The following is a 24,229-nucleotide window of genomic DNA, read 5'->3' as shown; positions in this document are numbered from 1 at the left end:
AGACGGAGACTGTATGTCTCTACAAGATACAGATTAGCAAAAAAATCTGGTGTGCGTCCCCTTTCAGTAGGCTGAATTCTATACGCAGAGTCGGTTTCAGCCTTTTTGGAAATGATCTGCGAAAAATTTCGAAGCTGAGGAAGGGGGCAGTTTCGAGGCTAAGTTAATGTCGTCTTTGGTTTCTTAGGCTAGAGCTTAGAAATAATTGATGCGAGCTGAAAGTCTTTGTCTGTGAGGCCACCAGCGTCGTGGGTGCTGAGTGAAACGGTCACTTTGTTGTAGGAAATTGCCAAATCGGGATGATGGCCAGCGGATTCCGCAGGTTCTACTAGCCGATTGACAAAATCTATGGCTTCAGTAAAGTTGGCAAAGGTTCGCACTGACTGAATTGTTTTGCCCTGAAGAGACCAGCCTTGAATCTGGTTGAGCTTTTGCTGAACCTCTACTTCTGATAGTAATTGAGACATTAGCCATGCTCTCCTTCACTGCTAAACAAAATCATCAATTGTGAAACTTGCTAATGAGAGGCTTAAAAAACTATCCGCTCTTACTCGGAGATGCAGAACATTCGTGAAAAGGAATGTTCAATTCATCATTTGAGTAAGAGCGGTGTAGCGGATCATCAAGTTGAACCTGACTGCCGGGAGAAACTTTTAGCCTTCCCAACACGTTTTGAGTCGGACTCTATGCAGAGTTGAGCAGACTTATAGAACTGCCCCGGCCCACAGCCGGCTTGCTCCAACCTGACGACCCATTCGTTTACTACTATCTTGCATGGGCACCACCTCCTGTTTCTCTAAAGTTAGAGCTTAGTACTACGGTTTACATGCTTTCATGCATAAAGCTAAAAGCATGCGTGAAATATAACACATGCAACCTGGAAGTGGAGGCTGCAGATGAAGCGATCGCCATACTTCCACAAACGAAAATTTCAGTATAGCCAGATTTGACGAAAAAGCCCCTGCAGATGCAGGGGCTAAACCTATTCGCTGAAGTAAATGAGAGCCTTAGCAGTAACGATTAGAGAGCGTTACCACGTGGCAGTACCTCTTCAGGGAATACAAAGCTTTCGTGAGGCTGGTCTTGAGGTGCCATCCAAGCCCGGATGCCCTCGTTCAGCAGGATGTTCTTCGTGTAGAAGGTCTCAAACTCGGGGTCCTCTGCCGCGCGCAATTCCTGCGACACAAAGTCATACGCCCGCAGGTTCAAGGCCAACCCGGCAATCCCAATGCTCGCCATCCACAAACCCATCACTGGCACAAACAGCATGAAGAAGTGCAGCCACCGCTTGTTCGAAAACGCAATCCCGAATATCTGTGACCAGAATCGGTTCGCGGTGACCATCGAATAGGTCTCTTCCGACTGGGTCGGGTTGAACGCGCGGAAGGTGTTGGCTTTGTCCCCATCCTGGAACAGGGTGTTCTCCACGGTCGCTCCGTGAATCGCGCACAGCAGTGCACCACCCAAAATGCCAGCCACTCCCATCATGTGGAAGGGGTTGAGGGTAAAGTTGTGGAACCCTTGCACAAACAAGATGAAACGGAAGATGGCTGCCACCCCAAAGCTGGGTGCAAAAAACCATCCCGACTGTCCCAATGGGTACAGCAAAAACACGCTCACAAATACGGCAATTGGCCCTGAGAAGGCGATCGCATTGTAGGGACGGATGCCCACCAAGCGTGCAATCTCAAACTGACGCAGCATGAAGCCAATCAGCGCAAAGGCGCCGTGCAGGGCCACAAATGCCCACAAACCGCCGAGTTGACACCAGCGGGTGAAGTCCCACTGAGCTTCGGGTCCCCACAAAAACAGCAGGGAGTGTCCCAAGCTGTTGGGAGGGGTCGATACGGCAACAGTCAAGAAGTTACAGCCTTCCAAGTAGGAAGATGCCAACCCGTGGGTGTACCACGAGGTGACGAAGGTGGTGCCGGTAAGCCAGCCGCCCAAGGCCAAGTAGGCACAAGGGAACAGCAGAATGCCAGACCACCCCACGAAGACGAATCGGTCGCGCTTTAGCCAGTCATCGAGGACGTCGAACCATCCTCGATTGGCTTGCGCTCGTCCCATTGCTATGGTCATCGCGCGAATCTCCAAATGCTTGACAAACAAAAAATGAACTGAATGAGTTCTCTAAAGCCTGCTCTTTTGAGAGGAGCTGTTAGGCAGTTCCCAAATTGTGAACAGACTTTACGTTTCTTTACTATTCGATCATTATAGCGATCTGAATCTAGAATGCTATCCCCAGACAGTGATTCATTCAAAAACGAGCTTAAAGCTGCGCCTAATCAAGCTTTGCGTTCTATATCCAGAGGTTTATTTGAAGATGAGTATTTAGACTCATGCTGAGATGAATTGTCTGGTTTTGTGGGCTTTGTCACGGCTGAGAACCGTTTGAATCTTTTAACTCTTTACAAATTAAGGTTTACAAATTTTTAAGGGACGGTGATGTGGAGGGATTACGCGGAGGGATGCTCTGCAAGCAAAAGTAGCGACTGTAAGGGGATAAGCTTGGATTTGGGATTGTTGGTGTGTTGTGGGTGGCTAGAAGCGAATTGCCGCGACGGTCTGGATTTGTGGTGTCGTGGTGTTGGCTGATTTTGATTGGCGTCGTACCTTTGGCTTTGGGGAAGCCTGGGACAAGGCGGTTAAACTTTTGCGATACTGAAGTGGTGTTTGCGTTTAGTCTTTAGATCGTGTCAACGAAGGTGTTTGGTCCCTCATGTACATTATTGATGTTGCGTTAAAGGAAACTCCCTCGCTGGTGTCGGTGCAGCGGAAGGCTGCAGAAGATGCTGAGGCTCTATATCAGAAGGTGGTGGGGGCGATTCAGTCGGGAAGTCCGATGACGCTGGAGCTGACTTGTGAGAAAGAGGTTGGGAAAAAGGTATGTGTGCTGGTGAGTGCGATCGCTGCTGTACAGGTTTCTGAGCGTACGGGTGTGGGTGGCTCATCGGGTCGGCCTCCTGGGTTCTTTGCACTGTCGGCTGAGTAGTGTTGCAGCGAATCATTAGGAGTTTTCTCCAGTTAAACCATTGGAAATTTGACTGGAGAAAATTTGATTAAGAAAATTGATTGAAGGGATGTTTGCCCAACTCTCTCATTGAACTTGATAAAACTTTGGTCTCAGCGCTTGTGCTAGCTGTGATGAGCGTATGCACTAGCTGATAGCTGATCAGATTAGCGAGTGAGATGACTAAATTGCCTTAGCGGGTTGGAGGAACAAATTTAGCGTGGTGGCGAAGTATATCCTCGAAATGAACGATGGAAATAGATGAGCAAAGCTGCGATCGCCATTCATAATTTGCATTTTCAATGGGCAAACGGCACGCCTGTTCTTCGCGATTGCTCGTTAGAGGTGCCCAGAGGAGAATTTTGGATGCTGTTGGGCACCAACGGTAGTGGTAAATCCACGTTGCTGAAGCTGCTAACGGGTTTGCTGCAACCCCAGTCGGGCCGAGTTGATGTAGTTCAGCCTTTGGGGTTTGTGTTTCAAAACCCCGATCACCAATTGGTGATGCCGACAGTTGGGGCCGATGTTGCCTTTGGCTTAGGGGCGGACAATCTGTCCCATGCAGAAGTGAAGCAGCGGGTAGACGAGGCTCTTGCTGCCGTGAACTTAGGCCATTTGAAGCGGCGTCCAATCTATGCGCTGAGTGGTGGACAAAAGCAGCGGGTTGCCATTGCGGGTGCGATCGCGCGTCACTGTGACGTGCTGCTGCTCGATGAACCAACCGCATTGCTAGACCCCGACAGCCAGCTCGACTTGGTGGCCCAGGTGCGGCAACTCGTGAAGCACCGGGGTATTACAGCCCTGTGGGTTACCCATCGGCTGGCCGAGTTGGACTATTGCGATGGAGCTTTTTTGTTGGAAACCGGCCATGTTGTTGATTCGGGAGAACCAGAACGGCTAAAACGACGTTTATTGCGTCAGGCTGTTTAGATTGGCGCTTACGCTGATCGGCGATGGTGAATAGCTATCCTCAAGCCCCGTTTGATTGATTTGACATCAGTTTCGGTTCACGGCATGTTTGCGTGTGCAATATGAACGAAACATGGGTCTTCGGTTTATCCAGACCTAACGTTACTGAGAAGAAAGCATAAATTCGTTACAGATCTCAATAAACAAGGCATTATAAAGGTTAGACAAGGTTTACCGAGTCCAGTCCTTATGCCGCGCAAAGCTCCCGAAGCGATCCTCTTAGTCGATGGCTACAACGTCATTGGAGCTTGGGCTGACTTAAAGGCAATTAGCGATCGCGAAGGGTTAGAAGAAGCTCGACGAACCTTGGTAGAGCGTTTGCTCAGCTATAGCGCTGCGAATGATTACGAGACCGAGCTTGTGTTTGATTCGCACTACCAAGAAACGCCCGGAAGCCGTGAGCGATTAAACTCCTATTTTTCGATTTACTACACCGACTTTCGCCAATCGGCAGATACCTACATTGAGTGGGTATGTTCGCAATACCGCTACGACATTCGCAAGCATAGTCAACGGCTGATTGTTGCGACATCTGATCGGGTGCATCAGCAGACAGTTCAGGGCTATGGCGCGAACTGGATTTCGGCTCAGCAGTTGCGAACTGATGTGGAATGCACCACAGTCCGGGTGCGCCATCGACAAAAGCAACCCAAAAAATCTTCTGGAAGGTTTTTGGCGCGATCGCTCGATCCGGTTGCGCAACAGCGGTTGGCCGAAATGCGAAAAGGCTTGAACCTGGAATGAGAAAGTTTTCCCCAAAAAATTGCGTGATGGGCTTGCGAAGAAAAAGCATTTCTGGTTAATATAAGATTCGGCTCGGCAATCCTCCGTAGCTCAGTGGTAGAGCGGTCGGCTGTTAACCGATTGGTCGCTGGTTCGAATCCAGCCGGGGGAGTTTTCAAAAAAACTAGAGAAAAGACCGCTTTTCAAATTCGAAAAGCGGTCTTTTGGGTTTGAATCTGCTGAATTTTGCCATGGCAGGTTTTCCCAGAGGCGATTCGTCCGTAGGATGGGGGTATGAATGATGCCAACCAATGGCGATCGCTCTGGACGCTCGATCCGGCGATCGCGTACCTTAACCACGGTTCCTTTGGAGCAACCCCCAGAGCGGTGCTGGCCCAGCAAAACGAGTGGCGACAGCAGGTTGAAGCAGAACCCGTTCAATTTTTTGCGGAGCGCCTAGAACCCTTGCTGGATCATGCGCGCACCAAGCTGGGTGCGTTTTTGGGGGCAGATCCGGCTAACTTGGCTTTTGTGCCCAATGCCACAACGGGCATCAACACGGTGCTGCGATCGCTGGCCTTGCAGCCGGGGGACGAGCTGCTGGTAACGAACCACGAATACAACGCTTCGCGCAATGCCCTGGATCGGGTGGCTGCTTTAACACAGGCAACAATTGTTCTAGCCGAAATTCCTTTTCCTTTGGAGAGAGCCAGCCAGGTGGTTGAAGCCGTGATGGCCAAGGTGAGCGATCGCACTCGATTATTTCTCATCGACCATGTCACCAGCCAAACGGCCCTGGTGCTGCCGATTCAACCGTTGATTTGCCAATTGGCTCAGCGCGGAGTCGATACCCTAGTGGATGGTGCCCATGCTCCCGGCATGATTCCGCTAAATCTGGAGGAGCTAGGAGCGGCCTACTACACCGGAAACTGCCATAAATGGCTGTGTGCCCCCAAAGGCAGCGCTTTTTTGTACGTGCGCAAAGAATTTCACGCTCGTTTGCGACCGCTGGTGATTAGCCATGGAGCCAACTCACCCCGACTTGAAGGTGTCGCCCCACCAGAGCAGGCGCGATCGCAATTTCGGCTAGAGTTTGACTGGGTCGGCACAGCAGATCCAACGCCCTACCTGTGCATTCCCCAGGCGATTGAATACATGGGCTCGTTGCTGCCGGGGGGATGGCCCCAACTCATGCAGCACAATCATGAACTGGCTGTGGCGGCGCGGAACCTGTTGTGCGATCGCCTGCATGTGCCCGAACTCTGCCCTGCCGAGATGCTTGGGTCGATGGCGGTGGTGCCGCTGCCCAGCCATGCTCCAGCAACCCTGTACCAAAGCCTCTTTCAAGAATTTGGTATTGAGGTGCCCATCATGCCGTGGTGTGAGCCCTATCCCTTGCTGCTACGGGTATCGGCGCAGCTTTACAACACCCTGGCGGATTATGATGGGTTGGCGCAAGCTTTGACATTGCTATTGAAACAAGAGTAGAGCCTGGTGAACGGTCGCGACTGGAAATGGTTGGTGCTGTGGATAGGGTTGGGGGCCGTGCTGCGATTTGCCAACCTGGCCGACAAGCCCGTATGGACAGATGAATTTTCCACCATTGTGTTTGGCTTGGGCAACAGCTATCGCACCATTCCACTCAATCAGGTGATCTCGTTTTCCGATCTGGTGGCTCCGTTGGTGGCTCGTCCGACGGCTGACGTGGGCGATGTGGTGCAAAATTTGTTGACTGAGAGCAATCATCCACCGTTGTATTTTGTGCTGACTCACCTGTGGGTGAAGCTTTTTGGTGCAGGTGATGGTGTGGTGTCGATTTGGCTGGTGCGATCGCTCGCGGCTGTATTTGGTGTCCTCACGATTCCGGCGATGTTTGGGCTGGGTTGGCTGACGTGGCGATCGCCCCTGGTGGCACAGTTGGCCGCAGCGTTAACCGCCGTTTCCCCCTTTGGGATTTACCTGGCGCAGGAGGCACGGCATTACACCTTGCCGACCCTGTGGGTGATTGCGTCCTTGGCGTGTTTGGTGATTGCACTCCAACACATTCATGCTAATCGACCGATTCCGTTGTGGGTGTGTGGATTGTGGATTGTTGTGAATGGTTTGGGGGTGGCGACCCACTATTTTTTTGTGTTGACGTTGGCGGCAGAAGGGCTGGCAATTGTGGGTCTGGCGATCGCCCACATTCGCATGGGTAAGCCTTGGCCTGGACAGGTTTGGCGACGGTTTGCCTGGGTGCTGCTGGGTACGATAGCAACCACGCTGGTATGGCTGCCGTTTGTGCAGGGCATTGGCGACTCGGAGTTAACGCAATGGATTTATCGTCGCAACCGCCAGGGATTTGAATGGCTGGAACCGCTGGGCCAACTGTTGGCCAGCAGCGTGACGATGCTGTACCTGCTGCCGATTCAATCGCCGATGCAGTGGCTCAGTACAGTGTCGCAAGTGGCGCTGGTGGTGCTGCTGCTGTGGAGCCTGCCCTGGATGGTGCGAGGTTGGGTGCAGCAAGAGCGCGACCGCCCAGTTATGCTGCAAGCTCTGGGTGGATTTGTTGTAGGTGCGATCGCCCTGTTTTTAATCAATTCCTACGGATTCAGCCGCGATCTCACCAGCGCCTTTCGTTATAGCTTTGTGTACTATCCTGCTGTGTTGCTGCTAGTGGCGGTGTCGCTTAACCAGGTGTGGATAGATGCTCCGAGCGATCGCTCCAAACATGCTGTGAAGTGGTGGCTGCGTGGGCGCGGCAGGACTGTGGTTGTAACGGTATTGGTATTGGGCTGTGTGGGCAGTATGGCTGTGGTGAGCAACCTGGCCTACCAAAAAACTCACCGCCCTGAGCGCATGGTTGCCATTTTGCAGCAGGAGTTTCAAGCTCCAACGCTGTTGGCCATGTCGCATTTGTCCCATGGGCAAACAGGCCGCATGATGGGCCTTGCGCTGGAGTGGCATCGCCAAAATGCCGATCTGCCGGAACCTCAAGTGCTGCTGGCTCAAGATGACTCCAATCGAGAAGTAGCGATTGCCACCTTGCAAACAGCGCTGCAAACCCAGCCACGCCCCCTCAACCTGTGGGCTATGAACTTTGAAGCGACTAAAACCCCAGTATTAGACGCCATGTTGCTGCAAATGCAGTGCGTATCAACCTCCGAGGTGCGTCGTGCTGATGGGTATCGGGCTCAGCGCTATCATTGTTCGGCTTAGCCAGTGTTGGCCGGGGGCTATAGGGAATGATTTAAACCTGAGGCTTTAGACGTTGGATCAACTGGTGAGGACGCAGAACGCCCTCAATGCGATCGACAGCTTCTCCCCGCTTAAACAGAACCAGCGTAGGCAGCGCATGAATCTGGTACTTGGTGGCTAACTCGGGGTAGTTATCGGTGTTGATTTTGACAATGCGCAGTTTGGACTTCATCTCTCCGTTCACTTCTTCCAAAAAGCGGGCCATCATTTGACATGGCCCACACCACGGAGCATAAAAGTCAACGAGCAACGGTACATCCGACTCTGCAATTAATTCTTCAAACGTTGCAAATTGTTTTTTGACTGCCATAGGTTTCTCCCATTTCTGCATGGGGGGAGCATTACTTCCATCCTAGTCGCTGCATTTTGGAACGTGGGAAGGTGTCCCAAATGGCTTAATATAGCTTTTGGCTTGAGCGACAGAGATAGCGCTGGCTGAAGTGCACTTGCACTAAGTTTGGCGATCGCCCGTCAATTTTGCCTATCCCTGCGCAATTTCATCCTGCGTTGTATTGAGAGGTTGTTTCATGTCTACCCATCAGCTTCAAGACAAAGTTGCGATTGTGACTGGAGCCTCACGCGGCATTGGTCGAGCGATCGCCTTGGCTCTGGCAGCAGAAGGGGCAAACGTGGTGGTGAACTATGCCAGATCTAGTGGGGCAGCCGATGAAGTGGTAAATGAGATTGTTGGCATGGGACGCGAGGCGATCGCCCTTAAAGCAGATGTATCCAAGCTTGATGAAGTAGAGGCCCTGTTTAGTGCGGTCATGGATAAATGGGGCCGCATTGATATCCTGGTCAACAATGCAGGCATTACCCGCGATACGCTGCTGCTGCGCATGAAGCCCGAAGATTGGGATGCTGTGATTAGTCTCAACCTATCTGGCGTGTTTTTGTGTACGAAAGCCGCCAGCAAAATTATGCTGAAGCAAAAAAGCGGCCGCATCATTAACATTAGCTCTGTGGTAGGTGAGATGGGGAACCCCGGTCAGGCGAACTACAGCGCCGCTAAAGCAGGCGTGCTGGGCTTTACCAAGGCGGTTGCCAAGGAGCTGGCTCCTCGCGGTATTACGGTTAACGCGGTAGCTCCTGGCTTTATTGCAACAGATATGACTCATGACCTCAAGGCTGAAGGCATTCTTCAGTTCATTCCCCTGGGTCGCTATGGCCAACCCGAGGAAGTGGCGGGTTTGGTACGCTTTTTGGCAGCAGATGCGGCGGCAGCTTACATAACTGGCCAAGTAATTAATGTTGACGGTGGCATGGTGATGTCCTAACGGTCAATTCAATTCTTCTGAATCAGCCGAAAAAGATAAAGGGATTGGAGTATGCCTCCAATCCCTTTGCTTTTCCCGGAAAACGGTGAATGAGCTTATGCAGCGGCGTAGGCCGAGAGAACAATGTGGCGATCGCAATCAATTGAGAGCCAGCCTTCTTCTCGCAATTGGCTAATTAGCCGAGTAATGGTAACCCGCGTGGTACCGATGGCATTGGCCAATTGCTGATGGGTTAACCGCACACTCAATCGCGTTTCGGTGCCGACGGGCTGGCCAACTTCGCGCTTGAGCAACAGCAGCAAATGCCGCAGGCGATCTTCAACCCGGCGGTAACCCACCATTGCTAGCACGGCTTCGGTTTGCCGCAGCCGCCGCGCCGTGTGTTGAAAAACCCCCTGAGCCAACAAGGGAGATTGCTCAATTTCGTCCCAGGTCAGGCGCATGACATCCACATCAGTTAAGGCAGTGGCATGATACGGACGAATGATGGTGAGTGGCAGGCCAAACGGCATCGAAGGACAGGCCAATCCGAGTAGAGCTTCATCTCCTGTGTCGTAAAAGGTTCCGAGCTGCACCACCCCACGGCACACGATCCACACTTCACGAGGCAATAACGGGATCTCTTGTCCGCTGCGAAATGGCTGTAGCGTTCTTCCCTGATACAACTGTTCAAGCAACCGACGCATATCAGGAATTGAGGCAGCGTCAATGGAGAATGGCTGTAGCATATCAACCTAGTCTCGTCTTGTATTGTTGCTTACACCTTATGTGCTGGAGCTAAAGACGAGGTAATTGCCAGGTTTACGCGAGGTTAAGTTATGCTTAGCGATCGCCACCATTATTTAGCATTTTTGCAAGTGCAATCGCGATTGAGTCCGCCCAATTTCCGCTCACTCGCTACAATTCAGCACAACCTTCTGGGATATCCTGTATACAGTGATGCTTAATTCATCCCACGGCTTTTAACAAGAATGCAGCAATTTTACTCATCGACTGGGCAATCGGGTTCAACGTGAACTATGATCTAGCACTATCAGGTCAGATTGTTTTGGTGCGTTGACTTTACCGGCTGTGCGCGTTGATTGACATATTGATAAAGGCAAGCACTCTTTTGGTGAACCGTATCTTTCAGCCTACGGATTCCACACGTTCACTTCGCACTCCACCCGCCTCATTGGCGGCTATTGTAGAAGGTGGAGCCATGCGTAAGCATGTTTCGCTGGTTCATGCAGTGGGGCAAATCAACGCTGAGCGAAACATGGTTCAGTTTGGTTGGTATCAGCCGCCTATTGGGTTTGACGCCGCAAAATTTTTATCTTGGCTCCTGCGCTACATCGAATTGGGGAGCTGCAATATTACAGGCACGGTTGGGCAATCGCTTGGCTGCGCTTGTAGGGTTAGTTGCTGGCTTGCCGATTGGCAAGTTAGTTCGGTTCTGTTCAGTGATTGATTGTCTAGGAGAAGCGATTCATGCTACACCGCAAGATCTATCAGCTCTGTTGTGATGGTCGCGAAGTTTGGATTTTTTTGCGGGATCAGCAGCGCTGGATCGAGCGAGCTCGTATTCTCGATATCGAAGGTGATCTTGTGACAGTTCGATACGAGTCGGAAGAGGAAGACGAAATTTGCTCCTGGGAAGAAATGATTCGCCTTGAGAGCATTGGGTCAGTAATGCAGAAGTTGGCAACGGTTCCCCGTGGTGATTCCGAGCCGCTTGTGTCGGATGATTGCCCTGAGGCAGAGCGAATTCGCGATCGCCATCCCGAAGCGAACGATTAAGCTCAACAGTAAGCTTGGTCGTCTGAGTGGTTCTCTGCCAGGATTACTGCTGTCGTTGATGGCTAGGTCATGTACTTCGATTGATCGGCCATCACGTCCTTGATTCAGTCGTGAATTAGGTGATGTTGAACCACATGCTGATCAAGATGATGGCAATGGCTGTTCAGCTCAACCAAAACTGATTGATTGGATGGGTTTGGTTGCTTGATTGCCTATTGACAGCTTTATTGTTATTCAAATTACGTCTTCCCAAGAGCGATGGGGTACAGCGCTGCAAGCTGTACCCCAATCATTTTGGATAAATTATTGGATAAAAATGCTGGATTGACTGATGGCAGCTCAAATGATAGGCGGCTCAAATCACGCCTCTATTGTGGGTATCTGTGCGATCGCAACGCAATTGCTTAAACAAAACTCTCATCTGTCGCAAGGATTCGCGTGTGCAGCTTTATAGGTTTGCAGATATCATTCACTGAGTGCTGATCAAACGGTAGCGGGAGTCCAATCCCTTTTGATTAGTCCAGCGAATCAGTGCAGCGCATTTTAGTTATTGAAGGTAATGCATCTACTGGCAAATATGTTGCCAAAAGAGACGACAATAACCAATAAAAGCAAAAAACCGAACCAACTGGCTTTGAGCTTTACCGTATGTGCTACGTCTACCCCATTTGTTAACTTCTGAATCACTTCCCAGATGCAAGTTCAACATCTGTTTCACCTCACGGCCTTTTTACTGGCTGCGGCAGTTGTCATTCTCAGTACCCCCATCGTCAAAAAGATCGGGCTCAAGACTGGATATGTGGATAAGCCAGGTGGCAGAAAAGTACACCAGCGCCCCATGGTGCGCCTGGGTGGCGTTTCGATTTTTTTGGGAACGCTCATTGCCCTGTTGGTGGTTTGGAACATGGGGGGCTTTGGTGAGCTGTCTCGTGAAAGTGACTACGAAATTTGGGGCGTGGCGCTTGGTGGGATTGCCTTCTTTTTAATTGGGCTAACCGATGATTTGGTGGGCTTGTCGCCTCTGTCGCGGTTGGTGATGCAGTTTACGGTTGCTTCCTTTGCTTGGTTTGCTGGAGTGCAAATTAACTTTTTGACCATCCCTTATCACGGGATGACGCAGCTGCCGCCGTGGATTAGTTTGCCGATTACGGTGATTTGGCTGGTGGGCATGGCCAATGCAATCAACTGGATCGACGGCCTGGATGGTTTGGCAGCTGGGGTATCGGGCATTGCTGCTGTGGTGATGCTCGTGGTGTGCCTGTTTATGAATCAGCCTGCTGCTGGGCTGATTGTGGCGGCGCTGGGGGGTAGTACGCTGGCGTTTTTGCGATATAACTTCAACCCAGCCCAAATTTTTATGGGAGATGGGGGCGCTTACTTTATCGGCTTCACCTTGGCGGGTGTTGGGGTGATTGGGCTAGTTAAGGGCGTTACAACGGTGGCAGTGCTGTTGCCCTATCTGATTTTGGCGGTGCCGATTTTGGATATGTCGGCGGTGATTCTCGATCGCCTGCGGAATGGAAAGTCGCCGTTTGTCGCGGATAAGCGGCATTTGCATCATCGCTTGCTGGAAGCGGGCTTGCCCCATCGCATGACGGTTCTCTTTATCTATTCGCTCACGTTTTGGGCGGGTAGTTTGGCGCTGGCGTTTTCGGGAATTCCCAGTGGGCTGGCCTATGCGATCGCGGGTACCGTGCTCCTAAGCTACACCGGATGGAAGGCGAGAAAGCACGCAAGACCGTAGCTTTAGGGTCATTTGCTTTAGACTAAGGAACGTTAGGGATGCGTTGGATCTACCGATGGCGGTAGTTTCCTGCATGCGTAATGATTTTTCTTGTATGACGTGTAGCAACCATGACCGCGATTTTGGGCCGTGCAGAGGCGATTAGCGCTGAAGTGATCTGTGTGGGCACAGAGCTGCTGTTGGGCGATATCCTCAACAGTAATGCCCAATATTTGGCTCAAGAGCTTGCCAAGCTGGGTATTCCGCACTTTTATCAAACGGTGGTGGGCGACAATCCGCTGCGACTCCAAAAGGCGGTGGCGATCGCCTGCGAGCGAGCCCGTATTCTCATCTTTACCGGGGGCTTAGGGCCAACTCCCGATGACCTTACTACCGAAACCTTGGCCGATTTCTTTGGTGCTCCCCTAGAAGAACGGCCCGAAGTCATTGAAGACATTTTGCAAAAGTATGCAGCGCGGGGGCGAGTGATGACTCCCAGCAACCGCAAGCAGGCGCTGGTTCCCCAAGGCGCAGCCGTGTTGCCCAATCGACTGGGGACGGCACCGGGCATGATTTGGGAGCCCCGTCCGGGGTTGCTGTTGTACACGTTCCCTGGCGTTCCTCGGGAAATGAAGTCAATGTGGCAGGAAACAGCCGTGCCCGATCTACGACAGCGAGGGTTTGGGCAAGAACTCATCCACAGCCAAATGCTGCGGTTTTGGGGGGTGTCTGAGTCGGCATTGGCAGAGCAGGTGGCACCCTTTTTGGATTTGCAGAATCCCACGGTGGCACCCTATGCGGGCCAGGGCGAGGTGCGACTGCGGGTGGCAGCCAAAGCCCCAACGAAAGAAGAGGCGATCGCCCTGATTCACCCTGTGGCTGAGCAGTTGAAGGCGATCGCTGGATTGGACTACTACGGCAGCGACGACGATACGTTAGCGTCGGTTGTAGGTCAATTATTGCTGAAAGCAGGGCAAACGCTATCGGTGGCGGAATCCTGCACGGGTGGCGGGTTGGGGCATTTGCTCACAGCCATTTCCGGCAGCTCTGCCTACTTTTGGGGTGGGGTTATCTCCTACGACAACTCGGTCAAGGTATCCATGCTGGGAGTCAACGAGGCGGATCTGGCTCAGCTCGGAGCGGTGAGTGGTGTGGTTGCGGAGCAAATGGCGGTGGGTGTGCGATCGCGCCTCAACACCTCCTGGGCACTCAGCATTACGGGCATTGCTGGCTCTGGTGGCGGAACTGAGGAGAAGCCTGTTGGGTTGGTCTATATCGGCATCGCTAGCCCCGATGGCAACGTGGAGAGCCACAAAATGCAGTTTGGGGTGCATCGTGAGCGCGACTTCATTCGCTACTTGAGTGCGGCCACCGCATTAGATTTACTGCGACGGAAGTTGTTAGGAGCGGTGTAAACTTCACCGCCACCTGTCCCCCAAATCCCTACAATAAAAGGCAATCCTCTCGCATTCACGTCCTATGGTTGCCACCCTTGCGGATACTAAAACCCGCCTCACTGAGCTGATCGATCGCTACAAGCACCGGGTCGATTTCCTGTCGATTCGGTTAGAGGAGGCAGAAGGCACCGACATCTTGCTGCGAGGCGGCAAGGTGGAAACCATGAGCGAAGGCATTTCCATGGGTGGGCAGGTGCGGGCCTGCTTCAAAGGCGGCTGGGGATTTGCCAGCTTTAATCGGCTGGATAGCCTGGAGCGACGATTAGAAGAGGCGATCGCCGCTGCTCGCATGGTAGGCGACGAAGAAACCATCCTGGCTCCCGTTCCTATCCTGCAAGATTCGTGCCAACTTTTGCTGACGGGAACCGACCCACGCCACATATCCCTGGCGGACAAGAAGCAGCTGTGTGGTCGCTATGCCGAAATTTTGCAAAGCCTGGACGATCGCATCACCACCACATCGGTACGCTATGGCGACAGTATCCAACACATGCTGCTGGCCACCTCCGAAGGGACGCTGATTGAGCAAACCTGGGTGGATATGGAAATGCGCTTTGCCGCCACCGCCCGCAACGGCGAAACCGTACAAACCGGACGCGAAACCACCGGTTCCCGTCGAGCCTACGAAGACCTGGTGAGCCTGGATGATGTGGTGCTGGGCGCGGCTCAACGGGCCGTGAATGCGCTGGCGCTGCCGCCCGTCAAAGGCAATACCTATACCGTGGTCATCGATCCCATCCTGACAGGATTGTTTGTGCACGAAGCCTTTGGCCACCTGTCGGAATCGGACATGATTTACGAAAATCCCGATTTGATGGAGGTGATGACGCTGGGGCGACGATTTGGCCCTAAAGAGCTACAAATTTTTGATGGAGCCGCGCCGGAAGGACACCGGGGCAGCTACGCCTATGACGATGAGGGGGTTCCCGCCAGTACCACCCAACTGATTCGGGATGGCGTGCTGGTGGGGCGACTGCACTCGCGGGAAACGGCAGGCAAGATGGATGAAGCCGCCACCGGAAATGCCCGCTGCCTCAGCTACCACTATCCGCCTATTGTACGCATGACTAATACCTGGATTGAGCGCGGCGATACGCCCGTGGCTGACCTGTGCAACGACATTTCCGAAGGAGTGTATGCGCGCAACTGGATTGGCGGCATGACCAACGGGGAAATGTTTACCTTTACAGCAGGTGAAGCCTGGATGATTCGCAATGGGCAACTGGCGGAGCCTGTGCGGGATGTCACGCTGTCCGGTAACGTGTTCAGCACGCTGGCGGATATTGAGGCCATTGGTGACGACTTCTTTTGGGATGAGTCGGGTGGCTGCGGCAAGGGCGGCCAGAGTGGGCTGGCGGTGGGGTGTGGTGGCCCCAGCCTGCGGATTCGCAATGTGGTGGTGGGCGGTGAAGCCGCAGAATAAGCGCTCATGTTCCCAATGGGCATGACTCCTTCTACTTGGCCAGAGCCAATCAAGCGACCTCTGCGCTATCTCCGAAACCTGGCGCGATCGCTCCGACAGTTACCCACCCTGAGCGATCGCCTGACTCGGCTAGAGCAGCTCGCCAGCCTGCTCACCCACAATGTCAAAATTTCGGCCTATTACCAGGCAGATGCGGAAGTTGACAGACGGCAAGCTTCTCCGCTCAAACCTCTGAGTCCACCAGATGCTAGCCAGCTATACGCGGGACTGTGCCGCTATCAAGATTTCACCACCGATTGGTATCGCTATTGGTGCCATCAACTGCAAACGCGCGTGATTTTCCATCGCAAGCAGTGGGAATGGGGCTGGATTTTGAACGCGATGTACCACAGCGATCGCCTACGTCCAGGAGTGTGGGCGATTGGGTTTGGTAGCGGTCGGGAACCGTTGCCGTCGCTGCTGTGCCGTTATGGTGTGCGAGTGCTGGCGACCGATCTGGATGCCGAAAACCCCAATGCCGCTGCTTGGAGCGTGAGCCAGCAACATGCCGCATCGCTGGCTCAGTTGCACTATTCCAACTTGGTTTCTCGCGAGGTGTTTGAGGCGCAGTGCCAGTTTCGAGCGGTGGATATGAACCAGATTCCGGCAGACTTGTACCAGCAGTTTGACCTGTGCTGGTCGAGTTGTGCGTTAGAGCATTTGGGTACGTTGGAGCGAGGCTTGCAGTTTATTTGCCATTCGCTGGCGGTGCTGAAGCCGGGTGGTGTGGCCATTCACACGACAGAATTCAACTTGTCCTCGAATGGGGAGACGCTGGTGGAAGGGGGCACGGTGCTGTATCGCCAGTGCGATCTGGAACAGTTGGCGCAGGAGCTAACGCAGCAAGGCCATCGGGTGATTCCCCTGTCATTTGATGCGGGGGACTGCTTTTTGGATGGGTATGTGGATGTGCCGCCCTACAGCCTGGATGCGTTTTTGTGGGATGTGGCGCGAGATGGCTTCACCTCCATGCCCCATTTGCGGCTGGCGATCGCCAATTATGCTGCCACCTCAATTGGTCTGGTAATCTTCAAAGCCGATGCGTCAGAAACGATTCATTGCGAGACCTAAAGCCCCGAATCCCAATGGTGGAAATGTGCGCTACCGTGGGTGCGATCGCCCAATGTTGGCTGCCGATTGCAGCATAGTCCTGGGTGAAATGGGCCACAGTCGCCATGGGTGCAAATTTTATGAGACAGCTTGGAATTGCATTGTCGAGTCTCCTGGCGGCCGGTTTTGTAGGAGCGGTGGGGCTGACTGCCGAGGTAGTAGCGCCGCGTCCAGCCCACAGCGCCGAACGATTGACCACATTTGTTGGACCACTTCAGCTTTCGGTATCGATTGATGAGCTAGAAACATTTGCGGAAACGGGGCAGGCATCGGGTACGTTGGGGTTAGTGTTGCGATCGCTCAACGAACCGACACAGCTACGATTTCGCCAGGGGTTGCAGCGATCGCTCAAGGTCAATGCCGAAACCATGGCCCGCATCACCTACATTCCCATGGTGGAGCAGGTGATCCAGAGTTTGGGCAACGCCTTCACCATGCCATCGGGTCGCAACGGGTTTTCGGCCCTTCGCTCGGCGCTCATTCTTACCGCGGCGAACAAGCCCGACGGATGGACTGCAATTGACGTGATGCGACAGTTTCCCGCAGAAGAAATTCGCCTCAATATTGGCTATTTACGGGCGGTGGCACGGGAGCTATCTACTACGCTGGTGTCGCGCGATGTAGCCATTGACCTGATTTTGCAGGAAGCCCAGCGAGAAGCCGCTAACGAGCCTGCGATCGACTATGCCCAACTGCCTGATTTGAGTGAGCCGGGGCCACATGGCTATACGCGCGATCGCTTCACCTTCGACATTCAGGCCACCCGGGCCACGCTGCAAGGGTTAGCCAATCGCTATCCCTTACGAGTCGATGCCTATGTTCCCGAAGGTGTGAGCGGTCCGGTGCCCGTGGTGGTGTTTTCCCATGGATTTGGGGGACGGCTGACGGATGGCCAAACCGTGGCGGAGCATCTCACCTCTCACGGATTTGCCGTGCTGGTGCCAGAGCATGTTGGCACCACAGACACCTTCCGCAGTGGCTTTTTGCAGGGGCGATCGGGCGACATTATGAGCCCGATTGAGTACGCCAGTCGCCAGCTCGACATCATCTATATGCTGGATGAATTTGAGCAGTTGGCGGCATCTGATCCCGACTGGGCCAATCGTCTGGATCTGCAAAACGTGGGCGTGATGGGCGCTTCCTTTGGTGGGCTCACGTCGGTGACGGCGGCGGGTGCCAGTTTTTCTCCATCCCGCTTAGCCCCTCAGTGTAGCCAGGGGTTAACTCAGTTCAATCCGGCGTTTTTGCTGCAATGCCACGCCCGGTTTCTGCCGCCGACAGATTACAACTTTGCCGATCCCCGCATTAAGGCAGCATTTCCCCAGTACCCCATGGGCGCAACGCTGTTTGGCCCTTCTGGTATGGGAGATATTCAAATTCCCATGCTGATTTTGGCGGGAAGCCACGACCTGTTGGCCCCGGCGGTGTATGAGCAAATCCCGATGTTTTCGTGGTTGCGATCGCCCCACAAATACCTGGCGCTGATGGTTCCCGGCACGCACTTTTCTACCAGCAGCCCCAGCAACGTGGCCATGATTCCGCCACCGTTACGAGGCCCCGATGCGACGATTGGCCGTCGCTACCAGCGCGCCCTCAGCGTCGCCTTCTTCAAAACCTACCTGAGCGGCAATTCCGAAACGTCGGAGTATTTGCCCTATCTCACCTCGTCCTATGCTCAGGCCATCAGTCAGCCCGAGATGCCAATTTACGTCATCCAATCCCTGACACCGGAGCAGTTGGCCCCGGCCTATGGTGGCATTCCACCCGGAGCAGAGCAAATGCAAGCCGAGGCGATCGCCCAACGTCCGGATCGCGTGCTAGACGACATTCAACAGACCGGCCTGCTGCGGGTGGGGATTCGCACCGATGCGGCTCCGTTGGGCTACATCGATGCCGAAGGTCGCTGGGCGGGCTACTGCTTTGACCTGGCGAATCAGTTGGCGAGCGAGTTGGCGCGATCGCTGCCTGCCAGTAGCGATCGCCCCCTGGGGGTGGATGTGATTCGGCTTCCGTCGTCTTCTGAGAACCCATTCGAGCTGGTGCAAAGTGGCGCGGTGCATATGGAATGTGGCCCAAATTCAATTCAAACTGGCGCTACGACTGTCACCTTCTCTGAGCCGTTTATGGTGACGGGAACCCAGTTTTTGGTGACGGATGCGGCGCGATCGCGCATCAACCTCTCTGACTTGGCGAACGGGTTGGCGGGTGTGAAAACGGGAGTGCCAGAACGGAGTCGGGTAGAGGAACTGGTGCGCGATCGCTATCCCCGTTCGACTGTGGTACCTTTTGCTGGAGAGGGGGTCACCCAGAATGGGGTGCAGGCCGTGACAGACGGGACAATCGACACCTTTGCCAATGACGGCTTGCTCCTGTTAGGCGAGCTGGCTCGTCAAGATGCGGCCGCCCAAACGTTAACCCTGGTGCCGTCTCAGCCGCTGAGCTGTGACTTTTACGGTTTGGTGCTGCCGTCAGGAGATTCGGCATGGCGCAATACTGTCAACCGTTTCCTGCGCAGCGAGACCGCCTTAGACACGCGGCGCGAATGGCTCAGCAACTTTTCGGGAGATGCGCTCACCACGCTCGACTTTTGTTTTCGGTAGCGCGATCAACCCTTGAGGCACCCTTGAGGCATGGGAGGAATGACCCCTATCGTTTTTCTCTATACAGCGAGTAACCTGCGAAGCGCATAGGGTAAGGTTCTAAATGGAGTGACGAGGCTGAGCCTGGGGCTGCTCGTCATTCGCGAATTGCAAACCACCATTCCTGGATTCATCATGCCGATTGGAGTCGCTGCGGGTGTCGCCATTCTGCCTATTCTGACGGTGCTGTTGCTGTTGGTTGGGGTACGCTTGCCTGCAAGCCGTACGATGCCCATTGCCTTTGGGGTGACGGTGGCGATCGCTCTGCTGGTGTGGCGGGTGCCCTGGAATTGGGTCGCTGCTGCCTCCATTCAGGGATTAGTCATTTCAGCCGAAATCCTCTACATCGTGTTTGGAGCCATTTTGCTGCTGAACACGCTGCAAGCCTCCGGTGCTTTGCAAGTGATTCGCCAAAGCTTGCTATCGGTGTCGAGCGATCGCCGGGTGCAAGTCATCATCATTGCGTGGCTATTTGGCAGCTTTATTGAAGGGGCGTCGGGCTTTGGGACGCCAGCGGTCATGTGTGTGCCACTGCTGGTGGCGATTGGATTTCCGGCAATGGCCGCTGTGATTGCAGCGCTGATTATTCAAAGTACACCTTCCACGTTTGGCGCGGTGGGCACTCCCATTGTGGTGGGCATTGATGCCGGATTGAGCGGAGTCGCTGCGGTGGAACAGGAGATTGAACAGCTAGGGCTGAGCTATGGGGAATATCTTTATCAGATTGGGGTAACGGCCTCGATTGTGCATGGCGTGGTGGGGACTTTTTTGCCGCTGATCCTGGTGGCGATGATGACAGCCCTATTTGGTGAGCTGCGATCGCCCTGGGAGGGGTTGGCCGCCTGGAAGTTTGCGCTGTTTGCTGGGTTGGCCTTCACAGTGCCCTATACCATCACGGCTCACGTTCTGGGGCCAGAGTTTCCCACGTTGATAGGTGGTCTCGTGGGGCTAGCCATCGTTGTGCCCGTGGCCAAACGGGGTTGGCTCATACCCCGCCAATCATGGGATTTTCCCCCACGCGAGCAGTGGAAAGACATTTGGTCGGGGAGTCAAGTGCTGTCGCTGTCGCCGATACAAACTGCCATGAGTCCGGCGATGGCCTGGTTGCCCTATGTGCTGGTGGGGGTATTGTTGGTCATTTCGCGGGTGGTGCTTCCGGTCAAAACAATCTTGCGATCGCTCCAGATCAGTTGGCCCAACATTTTGGGAACCACCCTTACCGCGACCACTCAGCCGCTATACCTGCCACCCACCATTCTGTTAATCGTTGTTGCCATCACCTACGGCTTGCATCGGATCAAACCATCGGATATGCAACGGGCCTTGGGCGATGCCTTGCCTGTTATTCGTCAGGTAACTGTCGCGCTGGGGGCGGCGGTGCTGCTGGCGCGGGTGTTCATTAATTCGGGCACCAATGCCATTGGCCTTGCCAGTATGCCTTTGACGTTGGCGGATGGCATGGCAGCGATCGCGGGGCAATTTTGGGCACTGGTGGCTCCGGTTGTGGGGCTACTGGGTGCATTTGTCGCAGGCAGCGTCACTGTTAGCAATATGATGTTTTCGCTGTTTCAGTTTGGTGTGGCCAGTCAGTTGCAGCAGTCAACGCCGCTAATTTTGGCGTTGCAATGTGTGGGTGCGTCGGCGGGCAATATGGTGTGCGTGTCAAATATTGTGGCGGCGGCAGCGACGGTTGGGCTGATGGGGCGAGAGGGGCTGCTGATTCGGCTATTGCTGATTCCGTCGTTGTACTACATCGGATTGGCAGGCATTTTGGGACTCTTGCTACTGTAGCAACTGGGGAATTAAGGCTATCCCCATGCTTACCGTGGCTCTCATCCCCAGCCCTGCTCCCAATGGTGGACCATCAGGACCTGTAGCAGCCCTGCGTCATCTGTCGTCTATTTGGGGGAAGATCAGAAGTGCGGTGTGACAAGGTGCGCATTTGTTTGTGGGCGATCGCGCCGCATCCTCATCTTTCTCACCAGGCAAACTCTTTTATAATTCAGGTGTACTAATTTGAGCGATGCTATGGTAGTTGAGCCTGAGCTGTGTCGCTGTGCCTGGGTGAAGCCCGAGCCATTGGAGATTGCCTATCACGACCTGGAATGGGGTGTGCCCCAGCATGACGACACGCGCCTGTTCGAATTCCTAATTTTGGAAGGAGCGCAAGCCGGACTCAGTTGGTCTACCATCCTCAAAAAGCGCGAACATTACCGAGAAGCCTTCGACGGATTCGATGTGGAACGAGTGGCGCAGTACGACGATGACAAAGTTGCCATGCTGTTGACCAATCCTGGCATTGTGCGCAATCGGCTCAAGGTGCAGTCCGCTGTCAAGAATGCCCGATCTGTACTGGAGATCCGCGCCGAATTTGGCACCTTGGATGCCTATGTATGGCAGTTCGTGGAGGGTGCGCCGATTGTGAATGGGTGGCGATCGCTCTCCGACATTCCCGCCGAAACGCCCGAATCTCGTGCCATGAGCAAAGATTTACTCAAGCGCGGCTGCAAGTTCGTCGGGCCAACCATTTGCTATGCCTTTATGCAAGCCTGCGGACTCGTCAACGACCACACCACCGACTGCTTCCGCTACACCGACCTCACCTGATATCTGACCCATCCAAAATCACAAATCCAAAATCCAGCATCCCGTATCCCGCGCACTAGCATCTGTCCCAGCAACTCGCTAGGCTACTAAACGTACCCTCTAACCCAAACGTTCGGTTCATGAGTCAAACGGTTTCAGATATTTCGGTGAACACCATTACAGGCGAACCCAAGAGCCTGAGTGATTACAAAGGCAACGTGCTGCTTATTGTCAACGTTGCCTCCTACTGTGGCTACACCCCGCAGTACACCGGCCTCGAACAGCTCAACCAAACCTTTGGAGACAAAGGTTTGCGCGTGTTGGGCTTTCCCTGCAACGACTTTGGCGCTCAAGAACCCGGCACCAACGAAGAAATTCAGCAGTTTTGCTCCACCAAATACGGTGCAACCTTCGAAATGTTCGACAAGGTGCATGCCAAAGGCCCCGAACAGCATCCTCTGTACCAGCGCCTTACCAGCACCCCTCCCGCTGGCGATGTCGCCTGGAACTTCGAGAAATTTTTGATTAGCAAGACGGGTGAAGTCGTTGGTCGGTTTAAGAGCAGCGTTGCTCCTAACTCACCAGAGCTGATTGCGGCGATCGAAGCGGAATTGGCAAAGTAACGGTCTCAGTTAAGAATTTGGGCTACTGGCGATCGCGCCTTGTCGATTTCAAGGTGAATGCAGGTAGCCCATTCCTTTACAATATGTAAAGTTAATGAAAAGGACGGGGCGAATGCGAGTCGCGATCGTTGGTGCGGGTTTGGCAGGTTTGGCCGCAGCCGTTGAGTTGGTGGATGCAGGCCACGAGGTCGAAATCTTTGAGTCGCGTCCCTTTGTGGGCGGCAAGGTGGGCAGCTGGGTGGATGCCAACGGCAACCACATTGAAATGGGGCTGCATGTGTTTTTCAATAACTATGCCAACCTGTTTGCTCTGATGAAAAAGGTAGGCGCTTACGAAAACCTGCTGCCCAAAGAGCATGTTCACACCTTCATCAATCGCGGTGGCGATGTGGGTGCTCTTGATTTCCGTTTCCTGGTAGGCGCTCCCTTCCACGGCCTCAAGGCCTTCTTCACCACGGGCCAGCTCACCCTACAGGACAAGTTGCAAAATGCGATCGCCCTCGGCACCAGTCCCATTGTTCCCGGTTTGGTGAACTACGACTTTGCCATGAAGCTGATTCGCGATTTGGATGGCATTAGCTTTGCCGACTGGTTCCGCAGCCACGGCGGCTCGCAAAATAGCCTCAAGCGCATGTGGGACCCGATCGCCCTGGCTCTTGGCTTCATCGACACGGAAAACATATCCGCTCGGTGCATGCTCACCATCTTCATGATGTTTGCCGCCAAAACCGAAGCCTCGCGCCTAAACCTGTTGGCAGGTTCCCCCGCAGAATACCTGCTCAAGCCCATCATCAATTACATTGAGGCCAAGGGTGCCAAAGTCCACACCCGTCGCCAAACTCGCCGCATCGAGTTCCAGGACGAAGGCGGCTCCACCACTGTGACGGGCATTGTGGTCGCCAACGGTGAAACCGAAGAAACCATCACCGCCGATGTTTACCTTGTGGCCTGCGACGTGCCCGGTGTGCAGCGCCTCTTGCCCCAGGAATGGCGCAAATGGCCCGAATTCGACAACATTTACAAGCTGGAAGCGGTGCCCGTTGCCACCGTACAGCTGCGGTTTGATGGTTGGGTGACCGAGCTAAACGATGATGCCGCCCGCACGCAACTTGGCAAAGCTGCCGGGATTGATAACCTGCTTTATAGTGCTGACGCAGACTTCTCCTGCTTCTCTGACCTCGCCCTCTCCAGCCCCAAAGACTACTACCGCGAAGGCCAGGGTTCGTTGATGCAGGTGGTGCTCACCCCCGGCGACCCCTTCATTAAAATGAGTAACGAAGACATTGCCCAGCACGCCCTCAAGCAAATCCACGACCTCTTCCCCTCCTCCCGCGACCTCAACATGACCTGGTTCAACGTGGTGAAGCTGGCCCAATCCCTCTACCGTGAACAACCCGGCATGGATCCCTACCGCCCACCCCAAAAAACCCCCGTCCCCAACTTCTTCCTCGCGGGTAGCTACACCGCCCAAGACTACATCGACAGCATGGAAGGGGCCACCATCTCCGGCAAACAAGCCGCCGCCAGAATCTTGGAACCGACAGGATATCAAGTGGTGGGAGAAGGTCTGTTCCGTTATTAGAGAGCAGGATTTAGAGGCTAGGAGCTAGGATTTAGGGGCTAGAACTGAG

At 53.9% G+C, this 24,229-nt stretch carries 20 protein-coding genes and 1 tRNA gene; 17 read left to right on the top strand and 4 right to left on the bottom strand.

The annotated features are described in order from the left end of the window. Nucleotides 1-188 precede the first annotated feature (188 nt). Together ACQ4M4_RS01140 and psbD are read right to left on the bottom strand one after the other, a co-directional pair. Nucleotides 189-467, bottom strand: a complete 279-nt coding sequence (locus tag ACQ4M4_RS01140; protein WP_430682605.1) for a 4a-hydroxytetrahydrobiopterin dehydratase — start codon at nt 465-467, stop codon at nt 189-191. Nucleotides 468-1,020: 553 nt separating this feature from the next. Then, nucleotides 1,021-2,079, bottom strand: coding sequence for a photosystem II D2 protein (photosystem q(a) protein) (gene psbD, locus ACQ4M4_RS01135; RefSeq protein ID WP_430682604.1), 1,059 nt, complete (start codon nt 2,077-2,079; stop codon nt 1,021-1,023). A 640-nt stretch (nt 2,080-2,719) separates the two neighbouring features. Here psbD and ACQ4M4_RS01130 point away from each other — a divergent pair. The 6 genes from ACQ4M4_RS01130 (at nt 2,720) to ACQ4M4_RS01105 (ending at nt 7,903) form a co-directional block, all read left to right on the top strand. Next, the gene (locus ACQ4M4_RS01130; RefSeq protein ID WP_430682603.1) at nt 2,720-2,992 is read left to right on the top strand and encodes a hypothetical protein; all 273 of its coding nucleotides are present in this window, start codon (nt 2,720-2,722) and stop codon (nt 2,990-2,992) included. 279 nt (nt 2,993-3,271) lie between these two features. Further along, entirely contained in the window at nt 3,272-3,940 is a 669-nt protein-coding gene (locus ACQ4M4_RS01125) for an energy-coupling factor ABC transporter ATP-binding protein (RefSeq protein WP_430682602.1), read from the top strand. Between the two features lie 228 nt (nt 3,941-4,168). Further along, complete coding sequence (locus ACQ4M4_RS01120) at nt 4,169-4,723, top strand: NYN domain-containing protein (protein WP_430682601.1); 555 nt, start codon at nt 4,169-4,171, stop codon at nt 4,721-4,723. Between the two features lie 79 nt (nt 4,724-4,802). Further along, nucleotides 4,803-4,874, top strand: a tRNA-Asn gene (locus tag ACQ4M4_RS01115). A 122-nt stretch (nt 4,875-4,996) separates the two neighbouring features. Beyond that, nucleotides 4,997-6,190: an aminotransferase class V-fold PLP-dependent enzyme gene (locus ACQ4M4_RS01110; RefSeq protein WP_430682600.1), complete on the top strand. Its 1,194-nt coding sequence runs from the start codon at nt 4,997-4,999 to the stop codon at nt 6,188-6,190. A gap of 6 nt (nt 6,191-6,196) precedes the next feature. Next, nucleotides 6,197-7,903, top strand: coding sequence for a glycosyltransferase family 39 protein (locus ACQ4M4_RS01105; protein WP_430682599.1), 1,707 nt, complete (start codon nt 6,197-6,199; stop codon nt 7,901-7,903). 31 nt (nt 7,904-7,934) lie between these two features. Here the strand turns inward: ACQ4M4_RS01105 and trxA are convergent, their stop codons facing one another. Further along, entirely contained in the window at nt 7,935-8,252 is a 318-nt protein-coding gene (gene trxA / locus ACQ4M4_RS01100; protein ID WP_430682598.1) for a thioredoxin, read from the bottom strand. Between the two features lie 217 nt (nt 8,253-8,469). On the opposite strand from trxA, the gene fabG reads away from it, so the two are divergent. Further along, a complete protein-coding gene (fabG, locus tag ACQ4M4_RS01095; RefSeq protein ID WP_430682597.1) occupies nt 8,470-9,219 on the top strand; it encodes a 3-oxoacyl-[acyl-carrier-protein] reductase in 750 nt (249 codons plus the stop codon). Between the two features lie 95 nt (nt 9,220-9,314). Here fabG and ACQ4M4_RS01090 read toward each other — a convergent pair whose 3' ends face one another. Beyond that, complete coding sequence (locus tag ACQ4M4_RS01090; RefSeq protein ID WP_430682596.1) at nt 9,315-9,947, bottom strand: Crp/Fnr family transcriptional regulator; 633 nt, start codon at nt 9,945-9,947, stop codon at nt 9,315-9,317. 742 nt (nt 9,948-10,689) lie between these two features. Between ACQ4M4_RS01090 and ACQ4M4_RS01085 the strand changes: the two genes are divergently transcribed. From ACQ4M4_RS01085 to zds, 10 genes are all read left to right on the top strand, one after another. After that, nucleotides 10,690-10,998 (top strand): DUF6679 family protein, encoded by a 309-nt coding sequence (locus ACQ4M4_RS01085; protein ID WP_430682595.1) that lies wholly within the window; start codon nt 10,690-10,692, stop codon nt 10,996-10,998. 694 nt (nt 10,999-11,692) lie between these two features. Further along, a complete protein-coding gene (locus ACQ4M4_RS01080; protein WP_430682594.1) occupies nt 11,693-12,742 on the top strand; it encodes a glycosyltransferase family 4 protein in 1,050 nt (349 codons plus the stop codon). Between the two features lie 110 nt (nt 12,743-12,852). Continuing rightward, complete coding sequence (locus ACQ4M4_RS01075) at nt 12,853-14,136, top strand: competence/damage-inducible protein A (RefSeq protein WP_430682593.1); 1,284 nt, start codon at nt 12,853-12,855, stop codon at nt 14,134-14,136. A gap of 64 nt (nt 14,137-14,200) precedes the next feature. After that, nucleotides 14,201-15,601 (top strand): TldD/PmbA family protein, encoded by a 1,401-nt coding sequence (locus ACQ4M4_RS01070; RefSeq protein ID WP_430682592.1) that lies wholly within the window; start codon nt 14,201-14,203, stop codon nt 15,599-15,601. A 21-nt stretch (nt 15,602-15,622) separates the two neighbouring features. Continuing rightward, entirely contained in the window at nt 15,623-16,711 is a 1,089-nt protein-coding gene (locus ACQ4M4_RS01065) for an SAM-dependent methyltransferase (RefSeq protein WP_430682591.1), read from the top strand. Between the two features lie 119 nt (nt 16,712-16,830). After that, on the top strand, nt 16,831-19,350 hold the full coding sequence (locus tag ACQ4M4_RS01060; RefSeq protein ID WP_430682590.1) for an alpha/beta hydrolase: 2,520 nt from the start codon (nt 16,831-16,833) through the stop codon (nt 19,348-19,350). 108 nt (nt 19,351-19,458) lie between these two features. Beyond that, nucleotides 19,459-21,180, top strand: coding sequence for an L-lactate permease (locus tag ACQ4M4_RS01055; protein WP_430682589.1), 1,722 nt, complete (start codon nt 19,459-19,461; stop codon nt 21,178-21,180). A gap of 237 nt (nt 21,181-21,417) precedes the next feature. Further along, nucleotides 21,418-21,996, top strand: a complete 579-nt coding sequence (locus ACQ4M4_RS01050; RefSeq protein WP_430682588.1) for a DNA-3-methyladenine glycosylase I — start codon at nt 21,418-21,420, stop codon at nt 21,994-21,996. 119 nt (nt 21,997-22,115) lie between these two features. Continuing rightward, nucleotides 22,116-22,598 (top strand): glutathione peroxidase, encoded by a 483-nt coding sequence (locus ACQ4M4_RS01045; RefSeq protein ID WP_430682587.1) that lies wholly within the window; start codon nt 22,116-22,118, stop codon nt 22,596-22,598. Between the two features lie 112 nt (nt 22,599-22,710). Beyond that, nucleotides 22,711-24,180, top strand: coding sequence for a 9,9'-di-cis-zeta-carotene desaturase (gene zds, locus ACQ4M4_RS01040; RefSeq protein ID WP_430682586.1), 1,470 nt, complete (start codon nt 22,711-22,713; stop codon nt 24,178-24,180). The last annotated feature ends 49 nt before the right edge of the window (nt 24,181-24,229 follow it).

Origin of the sequence: Leptolyngbya sp. AN02str (assembly GCF_050565595.1) — a bacterium.
Lineage (GTDB): Bacteria > Cyanobacteriota > Cyanobacteriia > Elainellales > Elainellaceae > Kaiparowitsia.
The sequence above is the reverse complement of the archived record's forward strand: the minus strand, read 5'-3'. Positions and strand labels throughout refer to the sequence as shown.

What these genes read in the sequence shown, in the direction of transcription:
- ACQ4M4_RS01075 (WP_430682593.1), top strand. Translation starts at nt 12,853, where the DNA reads ATGACCGCGATTTTGGGCCGTGCAGAGGCGATTAGCGCTGAAGTGATC.
- ACQ4M4_RS01060 (WP_430682590.1), top strand. Translation starts at nt 16,831, where the DNA reads ATGAGACAGCTTGGAATTGCATTGTCGAGTCTCCTGGCGGCCGGTTTT.
- ACQ4M4_RS01045 (WP_430682587.1), top strand. Translation starts at nt 22,116, where the DNA reads ATGAGTCAAACGGTTTCAGATATTTCGGTGAACACCATTACAGGCGAA.
- ACQ4M4_RS01080 (WP_430682594.1), top strand. Translation starts at nt 11,693, where the DNA reads ATGCAAGTTCAACATCTGTTTCACCTCACGGCCTTTTTACTGGCTGCG.
- ACQ4M4_RS01125 (WP_430682602.1), top strand. Translation starts at nt 3,272, where the DNA reads ATGAGCAAAGCTGCGATCGCCATTCATAATTTGCATTTTCAATGGGCA.
- trxA (WP_430682598.1), bottom strand. Translation starts at nt 8,252, where the DNA reads ATGGCAGTCAAAAAACAATTTGCAACGTTTGAAGAATTAATTGCAGAG.
- fabG (WP_430682597.1), top strand. Translation starts at nt 8,470, where the DNA reads ATGTCTACCCATCAGCTTCAAGACAAAGTTGCGATTGTGACTGGAGCC.
- ACQ4M4_RS01110 (WP_430682600.1), top strand. Translation starts at nt 4,997, where the DNA reads ATGAATGATGCCAACCAATGGCGATCGCTCTGGACGCTCGATCCGGCG.
- ACQ4M4_RS01070 (WP_430682592.1), top strand. Translation starts at nt 14,201, where the DNA reads ATGGTTGCCACCCTTGCGGATACTAAAACCCGCCTCACTGAGCTGATC.
- ACQ4M4_RS01090 (WP_430682596.1), bottom strand. Translation starts at nt 9,947, where the DNA reads ATGCTACAGCCATTCTCCATTGACGCTGCCTCAATTCCTGATATGCGT.
- ACQ4M4_RS01140 (WP_430682605.1), bottom strand. Translation starts at nt 467, where the DNA reads ATGTCTCAATTACTATCAGAAGTAGAGGTTCAGCAAAAGCTCAACCAG.
- ACQ4M4_RS01050 (WP_430682588.1), top strand. Translation starts at nt 21,418, where the DNA reads ATGGTAGTTGAGCCTGAGCTGTGTCGCTGTGCCTGGGTGAAGCCCGAG.
- ACQ4M4_RS01120 (WP_430682601.1), top strand. Translation starts at nt 4,169, where the DNA reads ATGCCGCGCAAAGCTCCCGAAGCGATCCTCTTAGTCGATGGCTACAAC.
- ACQ4M4_RS01085 (WP_430682595.1), top strand. Translation starts at nt 10,690, where the DNA reads ATGCTACACCGCAAGATCTATCAGCTCTGTTGTGATGGTCGCGAAGTT.
- psbD (WP_430682604.1), bottom strand. Translation starts at nt 2,079, where the DNA reads ATGACCATAGCAATGGGACGAGCGCAAGCCAATCGAGGATGGTTCGAC.
- ACQ4M4_RS01065 (WP_430682591.1), top strand. Translation starts at nt 15,623, where the DNA reads ATGACTCCTTCTACTTGGCCAGAGCCAATCAAGCGACCTCTGCGCTAT.
- ACQ4M4_RS01130 (WP_430682603.1), top strand. Translation starts at nt 2,720, where the DNA reads ATGTACATTATTGATGTTGCGTTAAAGGAAACTCCCTCGCTGGTGTCG.
- zds (WP_430682586.1), top strand. Translation starts at nt 22,711, where the DNA reads ATGCGAGTCGCGATCGTTGGTGCGGGTTTGGCAGGTTTGGCCGCAGCC.